The 11,568-nt window shown below is 48.5% G+C and carries 9 protein-coding genes and 2 pseudogenes; 4 read left to right on the top strand and 7 right to left on the bottom strand.

What is annotated here, in order from left to right; translation table 11 throughout:
- Nucleotides 1–237: 237 nt before the first annotated feature.
- A complete protein-coding gene (locus tag NFR98_RS14890) occupies nt 238–1,131 on the bottom strand; it encodes a fructose bisphosphate aldolase (protein ID WP_104851613.1) in 894 nt (297 codons plus the stop codon).
- 115 nt (nt 1,132–1,246) lie between these two features.
- On the opposite strand from NFR98_RS14890, the gene NFR98_RS14885 reads away from it, so the two are divergent.
- On the top strand, nt 1,247–1,597 hold the full coding sequence (locus tag NFR98_RS14885; protein ID WP_251460497.1) for a hypothetical protein: 351 nt from the start codon (nt 1,247–1,249) through the stop codon (nt 1,595–1,597).
- Nucleotides 1,598–1,618: 21 nt separating this feature from the next.
- Here the strand turns inward: NFR98_RS14885 and NFR98_RS14880 are convergent, their stop codons facing one another.
- The 6 genes and pseudogenes from NFR98_RS14880 to NFR98_RS14855 all read right to left on the bottom strand — a co-directional run bounded on the left by NFR98_RS14880 (nt 1,619) and on the right by NFR98_RS14855 (nt 8,223).
- Nucleotides 1,619–3,043 (bottom strand): anion permease, encoded by a 1,425-nt coding sequence (locus NFR98_RS14880; protein WP_437184218.1) that lies wholly within the window; start codon nt 3,041–3,043, stop codon nt 1,619–1,621.
- 94 nt (nt 3,044–3,137) lie between these two features.
- Nucleotides 3,138–4,331 (bottom strand): annotated as a pseudogene (gene maeA, locus NFR98_RS14875) (oxaloacetate-decarboxylating malate dehydrogenase); the annotation flags it as partial.
- Nucleotides 4,330–7,212 (bottom strand): annotated as a pseudogene (locus NFR98_RS14870) (nitrate reductase subunit alpha); the annotation flags it as partial. The pseudogenes maeA and NFR98_RS14870, both read right to left, overlap by 2 nt.
- The gene (locus NFR98_RS14865) at nt 7,205–7,474 is read right to left on the bottom strand and encodes a hypothetical protein (protein ID WP_014097123.1); all 270 of its coding nucleotides are present in this window, start codon (nt 7,472–7,474) and stop codon (nt 7,205–7,207) included. The pseudogene NFR98_RS14870 and the gene NFR98_RS14865, both read right to left, overlap by 8 nt.
- A 17-nt stretch (nt 7,475–7,491) precedes the next feature.
- Complete coding sequence (locus tag NFR98_RS14860) at nt 7,492–7,794, bottom strand: hypothetical protein (RefSeq protein WP_035183526.1); 303 nt, start codon at nt 7,792–7,794, stop codon at nt 7,492–7,494.
- Nucleotides 7,795–7,806: 12 nt separating this feature from the next.
- Nucleotides 7,807–8,223, bottom strand: a complete 417-nt coding sequence (locus NFR98_RS14855) for a hemerythrin domain-containing protein (protein ID WP_014097125.1) — start codon at nt 8,221–8,223, stop codon at nt 7,807–7,809.
- Between the two features lie 226 nt (nt 8,224–8,449).
- On the opposite strand from NFR98_RS14855, the gene NFR98_RS14850 reads away from it, so the two are divergent.
- Genes NFR98_RS14850 through NFR98_RS14840 form a run of 3 tightly spaced genes read left to right on the top strand, consistent with a single transcriptional unit; the run spans nt 8,450 to nt 11,062 of the window.
- Entirely contained in the window at nt 8,450–9,175 is a 726-nt protein-coding gene (locus NFR98_RS14850) for an ABC transporter ATP-binding protein (RefSeq protein WP_251460490.1), read from the top strand.
- On the top strand, nt 9,172–10,395 hold the full coding sequence (locus NFR98_RS14845; protein ID WP_061577160.1) for an ABC transporter permease: 1,224 nt from the start codon (nt 9,172–9,174) through the stop codon (nt 10,393–10,395). The genes NFR98_RS14850 and NFR98_RS14845 overlap by 4 nt, the downstream gene beginning before the upstream one ends.
- Before the next feature lie 13 nt (nt 10,396–10,408).
- Nucleotides 10,409–11,062 carry a TetR/AcrR family transcriptional regulator gene (locus NFR98_RS14840; protein WP_061565590.1) on the top strand — a complete coding sequence of 218 codons (654 nt, stop codon included), beginning with the start codon at nt 10,409–10,411 and terminating at the stop codon, nt 11,060–11,062.
- Nucleotides 11,063–11,568 lie beyond the last annotated feature (506 nt).

The raw sequence follows: 11,568 nt of genomic DNA, 5'->3' as shown, positions 1-11,568 counted from the left end.
AAAACCAAGGCAAATAACACACAACAGGAGGAATTCATGAAAAGAATGTCGAATTGAAAAGAACTTTATCGAAAATTTCTCAAAAATAAGAAGATATCATCCCACCAAAATGTTTAAATATAGTTCATTCAAAAATTAAAATGAATTTTATTTAAGACGTGCGAAATGTGGGTTGGAAAGAGTGCTGACAGCATTAATATAAAACCAGCAGGACTACGGGCGCCCTGCTGGTTTCTGTTAGTTTTTATTGACCGAAGCATCATAGATCGATTTTACTGCTTTATCCAAAGCGGCGTTGAATTCTTCATCTGTCTGTTTGGCGTTGAGTTCTCCGGTTAAAGCACGCGAAAAGCTTGCGATGATGCCGTCGTTTTCTTTCAGCTTTTGATTGGCTTCATCGCGGGAATAGCCGCCGGAAAGAGCAACAACGCGGACAACGCGCGGGTGCTCAACCAATTCCTTGTAGACGTTTGGCACTGTCGGAATGGTGAGCTTCAGCATCACATTATCATTTTCCGACAATTGGTTCAGATGGTTGAGCAGTTCTGTCTTCAACAATTCCTCGCATTTTTCTTTGTCTGCACTATGGATATCTACTTCCGGTTCAATAATCGGAACGAGGCCTGCCGCGAGGATTTGCTTTGCCAATTCAAACTGTTGGTCAACCACAGCTTTAATGCCTTCCGGGTTGGCTTCCTTAATGACAGAGCGCATTTTTGTCCCGAAAATATGGTGTTCATTTGCACGCCGAAGTGTGGCATCAAGATCCGGGATCGGCTTCATCAGTTGAACACCGTTTTCAAGATTTGCAAGCCCTTTGTCCACTTTTAAAAATGGGACAACGCCTTTTTTCTCAGCCAGGTATTCCGCAGTGTACAAGCCTTCAATCTGGCGGTCCATCGTTTGTTCGAATAAAATGGCGCCGAGGATGTATTTGCCGTCAAAAGCTGGCGAAGTGATGATTCTTGTCCGCATTTGGTGGATAAGATCAAACATTTCGTCTTCGTTTGAATAGGCATCTTCTGGCACGCCGTAGTTTGCCAATGCTTTCGGTGTGCTGCCGCCGCTTTGGTCGAGCGCCGCAATAAAACCTTTTCCATTTTTAACTTTGTCGAACTGCTGTTGGTTCATCCTGATCTCTCCTTATAAGGTTTTTTTAAGGGATTCTTTTTCTTCATATCCCAATGCATGAAAAAGAAACCTCTATGCATAAGCATAACACTACTGATTGGGAGAAAAAAATATATTGGACAAAATGGATGTATCAAATTTTTCTCGACAGGGTTTAGATGGCGGGTATTTCAAGACACTCTTTTTTCCATTTTTGGCTACCGTGCTTTGCTTGCTTTCCTGGATGGTGGGGTTAAAGGAATCTATGATGCTTGAAAACGGATTTGTAAAAACCGCTTTCCATGAAGCGAAAGATCTCGCCATCGACGTAGACGAACCACATCGATACACTGTTATATGGGTGTTTGTTTGCATCAACCATGAACTGAAAAAACGAAACTCCGAATACAAAGGAAGGACTGCTCCTTGTCAAACCGAAACGGCCCGTTATATTGGAAGTTTCGGTTGCCTTGGAGGACAAGCCTAGCATATAAAGTTCCGGGAGTTTTTACCATATCTCCAGCATTTTCCACCAAAGCCCACCGATCCCTCCCCAAATGATCAGATGGATGACCGAAACGCTAAAGCCGAGCAGCCACCATTTATCTTGCGGGACATAGCCCGAACCGAAGAAAACAGGCGCGGGTCCGCTGCCGTAATGGGTCAGGCAGCCGAACAGGTTCCCGATAAATCCTAAAAGCAGGGCGGCCAGCATCGGGGGCGCACCTGCTGCAATCGCTACGCCTAAAAATGCTGCGTACATGGCGCTAACGTGGGCGGTATTGCTGGCAAAGAAGTAATGCGAGTAAAAGAAGATGAGGGCTAAAGCAATCAGCGCCCAAATCCAAGGCAATCCATGGACAGCGGTGCCCATCAAATGGCTGAACCACGGGATCATGCCCAAACTGTTCAAAAAGGTTGCCATCATGACAAGTGATGCAAACCATACCAGTGTATCCCATGCGCCTTCTTCTTTTTTGACATCCTTCCACGTTAAAACCGATGTTAACAATAAAACGGAAAGTCCGATCAGTGCAGTTGTGGTGGCATCGATGCCGAGTTTTCCGCCAAAAATCCAGAGGGCCAAAATCAGTAAAAAAACCATGATCATGCTCCATTCTGATTTTTTTAATGGCCCCATTTCCTTTAATTTTTCCGTTGCTATTTCGGATGCTGCCGGTGTTTCCTTGATTTCCGGAGGATACACTTTATAAATAAAATAAGGGACAACGATTAAACTGGCGAGGCCGGGGACAATCGCAGCAAGCGCCCAATCCGTCCATGTGATTGTTACGCCAGCATTGTGCGCCAGTGTTGCTGCCAACGGATTCGCCGCCATTGCCGTCATGAACATTGCCGAAGTAATATTGACACCCTGGAAGGAGACCTGCATTAAAAAGGATCCGACCTTTTTCTCTGTCCCGTTTTCTGGATCTGAGCCAAATGTTCTGGACAGGGAGTGGGCAATTGGAAAAATGATGCCGCCTCCGCGGGCTGTGTTGCTCGGCATGGCCGGTGATAAAATCAAATCACTAACAAGTAACGAATACGACAATCCTAACGTTTTTCTGCCAAACAGTTTCACAAACATATACGCAATCCTGTTGCCAAGCCCCGTTTTTATAAAGCCTCGTGAAATAAAAAATGCAATCACGATCAGCCAAATCGTCGTGTTTTGAAACCCGCTCAACGCTTCCTCTAGTTTCAATGTTCCCGTCAGCACAACGGCTGTGATGGAGAGAATGGCAACACCGCCCATTGGCAGCGGTTTGATAATGAAGTCGACAATGGTTGCCACAAAAATGGCAAACAAGTGCCAGGCTTTTTCCTGCAAATCTACAGGGGAGGGAATAAACCAAATCACTGCCCCTATAGCCAGCGTTATACACAATGCGCGTAAATGGACCTCTCTATTCTTTCGTTGTGCTTCCATGCTGTTCATCCTTTGTTGATGAGGATTGACCCTAAGGGAAAGAAAAGCGTGCCTTCATGTTTTGGATGTGATGAAGGCGTCGGCTGTTCACTGATTAAATGGGATGGATTTCGGGATACCGGGGTTCCCACATCGCTTCTTTTACCGCATTTTCGATATTTTTCGGCCGGACTCTTGCTATCCCGTCATCGATCGCGGCTTGGACGACAGCCGAGGCAACGGCGAGTGAAACAGACCGGAGATCCTCAACTTGTGGCAAGAGTGGGGCACTTGCTTGTTCTGTATGGACCTGTCCTGCCACGGCTTCTGCAGCTTTCGCCAGCATATGGTCTGTGACCCGCTTCGCTTTTGAAATCATAACGCCAAGTCCGATGCCCGGAAAGATAAAAGAATTGTTGGCCTGCCCGATGACATAGGTTTGCCCGTTATACTGTACAGGCTCAAAGGGACTGCCGGTGGCGACTAGCGCTCTTCCTTCTGTCCATTTGATTAAGTCTTCCGGTACCGCTTCTGATTTTGAAGTCGGGTTTGAAAGCGGGAGAATGACTGGTTTTTCCACATGCTTTGCCATTTCTTTTACAATTTCTTCTGTAAAAGCGCCGCCGACGGTTGAGGAACCGATTAAAATGGTTGGCCGGACTTGGCGCACTGTTTCGAGAAAGTCAATGCCGCCGTTCTGATTTCGCGCCCATTCGCTGACTTCGCTTTCTTCCCGGGCAAAAGGTTTTTGAAAATCTTTCAAGCCTTCTGTCTGGTCCGTAAGCAATCCGGGACGGTCAATGCACCAGAATTGCCGGTTGGCTTTTTCCTGATCGGCGCCTTGTCTGACCATTGCATCGCGGATTTGTTCAGCGATGCCAATGCCGGCGGTCCCTGCACCAAAAATGACAATCCGGTGCTCCAGAAGCGGCACACCTGAAGCTTTTACAGCCGATAAAACGGCAGCAAGTAAGATTGCACCTGTCCCCTGAATATCATCATTAAAGGTACAGTAATCATTGCGGTATTTTTCGAGAATCGGGCGAGCATGCGGCTGGGCAAAATCTTCCCAGTGTAGCAAAGCGTCCGGGAATAACTTGTGCGCCGTTTGAACGTACTTTTCAATAAAGCGGTCGTATGTTTCGCCTCGTACCCTCGGATGGCGGCAGCCGATATAAAACGGATCTTTTAAAAGATCTTCGCGGTCCGTTCCGGTATCCAGAATGACAGGAATCACACGCATGGGGTTTATGCCAGCTGCAGCGGTGTAAACGGTAAGCTTTCCTTTGGCAATATCAATGCCACCGATCTTCAACCGCTCGTTTTCCGTTGGTGGCGCCGGACATAAAGAGAATTGCTTCAATTGCCTGCTTATCGGACGATAAATCCGGGAGCCCTTTTCCAACCCCTTCCCGCCGCGATTTTCCAAGGCGGGAAAGCAAATCTTTATAAACGCCTTCACCGGGTATCTGAATGCCTTTGCTGCCGTATCCGTTTTGAATGTTCGGGCCGAGGGTGGTCATTTTTTGAAAAACGTTCGGGTAGTCGCGCTCGACAATGACGAAGTTCGGCATCGTTTTTCCCGGCACCGCTTCGACTTCGCCTTTGCGCCAGTCTTTCACTTCTCCGAACGGCTGGCCGATTTCATTCGGTGTGTCTTTGCCGAGCGGCGTCATGACAAGGTCTTCGCACGCCGGCAAATGCTCTTTTGCGAGTTCCGAAAATGTTCTTCCGATCTCTTTAAACGCTTCCCAGTCGCTTTTCGATTCCCACGGCGGGGAGATCGCCGCGTTAAACGGGTGGACGAACGGGTGCATATCGGTGCTTGAGAGGTCAAATTTCTCATACCATGTGGCAGCCGGCAAAACAATATCCGAAAACAGGCCGGAACTGGTCATCCGAAAATCCATGCTGACAAACAAGTCGGCTTTTCCGCGCGGCGGCTCACCCTCTGTTTTAATCGTTTCCGGCTGCCACGAGTTGGCCGTATCGGTCATTACGGCATCGTCACCGCCAATAAAATGTTTGACGAAATATTCATGGCCTTTTCCACTGTCACCCAAAAGATTCGAGCGCCAGTTGAAAAATACCCTTGGAAAATTGCACGGATCATCTGGGTTTTCAATTGCCCATTCGAGTTTTTCCTGCTTTAACTGCTCCACCACATATTGGATGACTTCCTGGTCGTCTTTTGCGCCGTTTTCGCGGGCTTCTTTGACAAGGTCAAGCGAATTTTTTGTAAACTGCGGGAAAGAAGGGAGCCAGCCAAGCCTTGCTGCAAGGGCATTGACGTCTGCCGGATGCATGTTTTTAAAACGGCCGCCCCAGCCTTCCTGGTTGTCGTTGATGCGCGCTTCATACCGGTACTGGTCGGTTACAAAGTAGAAAAAGGATGTACCGTTTTGGAAGCGTTGCGGTTTTGTCCAGTCATTGGCAAAGGCGATTTGCTGCCAGCCTTCGAGCGGGCGCACTTTTTCCTGCCCGACATAATGGGCCCAGCCGCCGCCGTTTACGCCTTGTGATCCCGTCAGCATGACAAGGTTTAAAATGCAGCGGTAAATTTGGTCGCTATGGTACCAGTGATTGGTCCCGCCGCCCATGGCAATCATTGATTTTCCGTTTGTGCGGGCGGCATTGTCGGCAAACTCGCGCGCGACCTGGATGACGTGCGCTTTTTTCACGCCGGTAATGCTTTCCTGCCAGGCCGGGGTGTATGGTGCGTTTGCGTCATTGTAATCCGCCGCGAAATCGCCGGGCAGGCCGCGATCCACGCCGAGGTGCGAGCAGAAAAGATCAAACACAGTGGTAAACTTCACCGTCTGCCCGTCTTTTGTCTTTAACCGTTTAGCTGGCACCGCCCGCTTGATCGTGCCGCCTTCTTTATCAGCAAAGTAAGGGAACGTAACCATGACGGGTTCATCATAGTCATCGATAAAACTTAACTTCGGATCGATGGCACTGCCGTCGTCTTTTGTCAGCTCGAGATTCCATTTGCTGCTGCCGTCCCAGCGGAAGCCCTGGCTGCCGTTCGGAACTTGGGGGCTGTTTGTCGCCTTGTCCCAGACAAGCGTTTTCCATTCGCCGAGTTTTTCGCCGTCCGTGAGATCCGTTGCCCGCAGAAAACGGCCGGACCGGGCATCCCCGTTTTTTTCGTCAATTTCAACGAGAAAGGGGAGATCCGTATATTTTTTTGCGTAATCGGAAAAATATTGCGTTTCGCGGTCAATGTAAAATTCTTTTAAAATGACATGCGTCATCGCAAGGGCAAGCGCCCCGTCCGTGCCGGCGCGAGCAGGCAGCCAAATATCCGCAAATTTGTCGTATTCGGCGTAGTCCGGGCTGATGCCGACAATTTTTGTCCCATTATAGCGGGATTCCACCATAAAATGGGCATCCGGCGTCCGCGTTTGCGGCAGGTTTGTGCCCCAGATGATAAAGTATTTGGCATTATACCAGTCCGCGCTTTCCGGAACGTCCGTCTGTTCTCCCCAGATTTGCGGGGAAGCGGGCGGGAGGTCGGCGTACCAGTCGTAAAAGCTGAGGATCGTACCGCCGATCAAGGATAAAAACCGGGTGCCGGCCGCATAGCTGACCATCGACATCGCCGGGATCGGACTGAAGCCGGCGATCCGGTCGGGACCGTACGTTTTGATCGTGTAAATCGAGGCAGCACCGATGATTTCGCACGCTGTTTTCCAATCGGTGCGGACAAAACCACCTTTTCCTCTGGCTTTGACATACTGGGTGCGTTTTGCTTCATCTCCGGCAATGTTCGCCCACGCCGTGACAGGGTCATGGCCTTTTTCCTTTTCCGCCCGCCACAGTTCGATTAAGTCCTGGCGAATATAGGGGAATTTTACGCGGGTCGGGCTGTACGTATACCAGGAAAAACTCGCTCCCCGTGGGCACCCTCGCGGCTCGTATTCCGGGAAGTCGCTGCCGGTTGTCGGATAGTCGGTGTGCTGCGTCTCGGCTGTGATGATCCCGTCTTTCACGTAGATCCGCCAGCTGCAGGAACCGGTGCAGTTGATCCCGTGCGTGGAGCGGACAATGTTGTCGTAGCCGTAACGCCTGCGGTAATATTTTTCTGCATCACGCGAACGCGGGCTTTCTTCCGTCCAGCCGTCGTTGATCCGTTTTCCGCGTTTTAAATGTCGCAGCCGCTGAAGCAGCTTGTTGTCTTTATACATGGCCGTCATTTCCTTTCCCGAATGGATTGAAGCGTTCGCCCGTTAACCGGATACTGCCGGATTCGGCCCGGAGTTCTTCTGCCACAATTTCGAAGTCCGGGGCATTGGCGCTCGCCAGAATCAGCCGCTGCAGGGTATTCGGATCGTCCAATTGATAAATGGTTTCAATGAATGCCGGGGGGATATCGCCGAAACGCATGCGCATGATGGCGATCAAATCTTCGCGGTCCTGGATTAAATCTGCGTCTTCAAACTGGAACATGTTTTCACCTTTCCTTATCAGCTTTTCATCATTTTGTAGTAATCTGCAATCAGCACTTCTTTGCATGATTCCGCCGCTTGTTTGAAAAATTCCGCCACTTCCGGCGCTTTGTTTTCAATATCGGAGAAGGAGAAGCATTTTCTTGTTTCATGTTGAAAACGATCGCCGTAGCGTAACACCACTTCAATCCCGTTTTCCTTTTCGACGCCCGCCGGATCTGCGTCATACAGATGAATATGATGCAGTTCAAATGTCTGCATGAACGTATGGTAAAGTGGCGGGGAGACGGAAAACAGCGGTTTTTCCTGCTGTTCTTTCATGACTTCACCTCTTTAATGATGGGGGAGTACGCTTTCTTCTTCGTGATTATGTATTTCATCGATACAAATCAATGCATAAAATTGACGGACGGTTTGCCGGCCCAGCTTTTCCTGCTGCAAATCCTTTTTCACTGCCTGTGCCAGTTTCCGCATCAGATCATGGTCGCGGGCAAGGGCGGTGAGCTTATCTTTCATGTTTTCATTTTCGGCAAGCAGTTCCGGGTACAGGCCTTCCTCCTCTGCCTGGGCGTGCGCGAGCGTCCTTGTTTCCCAATGTTCAAGCAAAATCAAAGCGGTTTTCAGCGCCTCCGCGTGCATCTTTTTCCCGAGCAGCTGCGCAAGCAAATCCGTTAAATCGCGGGCTTCATTTAAAGCCGCTTCATGGATGGACGAATGGCTGTCGGCGCGCCTTAAAGATGGTCCTGACATGTTTTCGCTCCTTTATGTTGGATGTGGAATCGTTTCCCATATTCTAATGTTAAGATTGTCCCAATGACCTCGATAATAAACAAAAAAATGGAGAATAGGGCGGATTTTTGCAGGTTTAAAGAAAAACGAAAGTGATCACTCACTTTTTAATTGACAGTCAACTTTCATCATGGCAATATAATAAGTGAGTCATTACTCACTTTTCTAAAAAGAGGGAGGCCCAGGGATGGAAGCTGCGGTTGTGATGGAACATATAAGCAAGCAGTTCGGGAAAAAGCCTGTGTTAAACGATATCCGTTTGAAAATCGAAAAGGGCCGGATTTACGGTTTGATCGGGCCGTCGGGGGCAGGGAAAACCACTTTGGTCAAAATGATGGTCGGGATGGAAAAAACGGATGCCGGCACGGTCCATGTGCTGGGAGAAAAAATGCCGGATCTTGAAGTTTTACAGCATATCGGCTATATGGCGCAGTCAGATGCATTGTATATGCAGCTGACCGGGAAGGAAAACCTGAAATTTTTCGCATCGCTTTATAAAATGGGAAAAGCGGAACGGCATGAGCGGATTGCCTACGCGGCGGGCCTTGTCCATTTGCAGGATGACCTTAATAAAAAAGTGTCTGCCTATTCCGGCGGGATGAAACGGCGGCTGTCGCTTGCGATTGCGCTTATCCAGGATCCGGAATTGCTCATTCTGGACGAACCGACTGTCGGCATTGACCCGGAATTAAGGGCGAGTATCTGGGATGAACTGCTCCGCCTCAAAAATGAAGAAGGCAAAACGATGATCGTCACGACGCATGTGATGGACGAAGCGGAAAAATGCGATACGGTCGCCATGATCCGGGAAGGAAAAATTTTGGCGCACGGCTCACCGGGCGAGTTGAAAGCAATGTATGAAGCAGCCGACTTGAATGAAGTGTTTTTGAAAGCGGGGAGGGCCGTGCAATGAGGACAGCCGCACTCATCAAAAGAATTCTGTTGGAAATGCTGAGGGACAAACGCACATTGGCGCTGTTGTTTCTCGCGCCGCTATTGATTTTGACGCTCATGTACTTTTTCTTTAACGGCAGCTCAACCAGCCCGAAACTCGGGATCAGCCATGTGGACGCAAGCCTTGTAAAAGTGTTGGATAAAGCGGATATGAAAATCAAACACTATGAAACGGTAAAAGATCCGGAGCAAACCGTGCTGGATGGAAATCTTGACGGGCTGCTTGTGAAAAAAGGCGGAGCGTACGTCCTCACTTTGCAAAACAATGATCCGTCTACTGCCAAATCGCTGCAGATGAAAGTAAAGCAGGCAATCGCGGCGGAATCCGGGCAGCAGCTGGCCAAACAAATCGAAGCACAGGCAAAGACGCTCCAAGGCGTGCAGAAAATCATTGCCTTGCAAAATGAGGCACAGCATATATTGATGAAACAGGTTCCCACGCAGTCACCGGCCTTTGGGAAAGTGCAGCAGCTGGAAGAACAGGCGGAAAAAACGAAACAAGAGTTGCAGGCGCCGGTCAAAGTGGCCTTTTCTAAACCGGATGTATCGGCAAAATATGTATACGGCAGCAGCCATACAGTATTTTTTGATGTGCTGAGCCCAATTTTGGTTGGTTTCTTCGTTTTCTTTTTCGTATTTTTAATCTCCGGCATCGGACTTTTAAAAGAACGGACATCTGGCACGCTCGACCGCCTGATGGCAACACCGGTCAAGCGGGGCGAAATTGTGGCTGCTTATTTGGTGGGTTTCGGCATTTTTGCTGTCATCCAGACCGTGATTGTCGTGTTTTACGCGGTGAACGTGCTGGATATGGTGCTTGCCGGTTCACTCTGGAATGTCTTGCTCGTTAATTTGATGCTCGCGCTTGTGGCACTGTCTCTCGGGATTTTATTATCGTCTTTTGCGGCTTCAGAGTTTCAAATGGTACAGTTTATTCCGCTTGTTGTGGTGCCGCAGATCTTTTTCTCCGGCATCATTCCGTTAAAAGGGATGGCCGTCTGGCTGCAGGCACTTGCAAAAGTGATGCCAATTTATTACGGTGCCGATGCCTTAAAGCGGGTTATGTATGAAGGCATGGGCCTTGGGGATGTATGGAAAGACTTAACGGCACTTGTTGTTTTTGCAGTGATTTTTATTCTGCTTAATATTGTCGCATTACGGCGTTACCGTGCGCTGTAAGGGGGGAGAAAATTTGCTAAAATATAATCTTCTGGAAGCAATGAAGGAACAAACGAAGACGGACGTAAAGCTGACGGATAAAAAACAAAAAATCATGGAGGCAGCAATTTCTCTGTTCGCAGAGAAAGGATATGGCAATACGCCGACAAGCGAAATCGCAAAAGCGGCCGGCGTTGCAGAAGGGACGATTTTTCGGCACTTCGGCACGAAAGACCATTTGCTCGTTTCGCTGATCGTCCCGTTTTTAAAAGATTCGATTCCTTTGATGGCGGAAGAGCTTTTTCAAAAACTGCTGTCAAACCATGACCTCCGTTTTGAGGACTTTTTGCGGAACCTGCTCCGGGACCGACTTCTTTTTTTAAAACAGAACAAGGAGATTTTTCAAATCATCGTAAAAGAGTTTTTTTATAATGAAGAAATCCGCCATGAACTGATACCGTATTTTGCGGAAAATATCGGTTCCCGGCTGGTGCAGGTGATCCGCACTTTCCAGGAACGCGGGGAGCTTTCAGACCAGCCCGCTGAAACCATGGCAAGGCATATCTTTTTTTCAATCGGCGGCACATTTATTTTTAAGTTTGTCTTCGGGCTGAACGGATCCCAGGATGAAGAGGCTGAGATTGAATCCGTTGTCCGGTTTGTGATGGACGGGGTGCGGAACAGATAAAGGAGGGCGGTCCCTGAATACCTTGTGCACCGTTCGCTCCCTTGTGCAGAACAGATAAAAGCGCACGTTGCGGTCCGGAAGCCCGGATCGGTGAAATGTCTAATTAGGGCTTGCTGAACGAATCCGATTCTGAGTTTGTACCCAATTTGTCAGCAAGCTCTGTCTTAAAATATAGAAGAATCCATCTTTGAAAATGCGATTCTTTCTTCTCTATACATTGAATCAGCTTTCAAGCGTAAGCTTTTCTCTGGATTTTTCTAAAACCCTTGCACCTTGCATTAAATTTTTCCGAATCTAGGAATTTTGGTTATTCAGCAAGCCCTAGGTTAAGGAAGCGTGGGAAATTGAAGGCCTTCCTTCACATAGGGCGCGTCTACGTTAAGAAAGCACGCAAAAACGGAGGCCTTTCTTCACATAGAGTCCGTCTATGGATTAAGTCCGTATAATTGTGTAAAAAGAAGGAGTCATTTTATCAACTCTTGGCAACACTGTTTTCAACAACAATA

This window comes from Weizmannia agrestimuris, assembly GCF_943193165.1.
Lineage (GTDB): Bacteria > Bacillota > Bacilli > Bacillales > Bacillaceae_C > Weizmannia > Weizmannia faecalis.
This window is presented reverse-complemented; position numbering and strand designations above follow the sequence as displayed.

Excerpts from the sequence above, each read along its gene's own strand:
- NFR98_RS14850 (WP_251460490.1), top strand. The coding sequence starts at position 8,450 with ATGGAAGCTGCGGTTGTGATGGAACATATAAGCAAGCAGTTCGGGAAA.
- NFR98_RS14855 (WP_014097125.1), bottom strand. The coding sequence starts at position 8,223 with ATGTCAGGACCATCTTTAAGGCGCGCCGACAGCCATTCGTCCATCCAT.
- NFR98_RS14860 (WP_035183526.1), bottom strand. The coding sequence starts at position 7,794 with ATGAAAGAACAGCAGGAAAAACCGCTGTTTTCCGTCTCCCCGCCACTT.
- NFR98_RS14865 (WP_014097123.1), bottom strand. The coding sequence starts at position 7,474 with ATGTTCCAGTTTGAAGACGCAGATTTAATCCAGGACCGCGAAGATTTG.
- NFR98_RS14890 (WP_104851613.1), bottom strand. The coding sequence starts at position 1,131 with ATGAACCAACAGCAGTTCGACAAAGTTAAAAATGGAAAAGGTTTTATT.
- NFR98_RS14845 (WP_061577160.1), top strand. The coding sequence starts at position 9,172 with ATGAGGACAGCCGCACTCATCAAAAGAATTCTGTTGGAAATGCTGAGG.
- NFR98_RS14880 (WP_437184218.1), bottom strand. The coding sequence starts at position 3,043 with ATGGAAGCACAACGAAAGAATAGAGAGGTCCATTTACGCGCATTGTGT.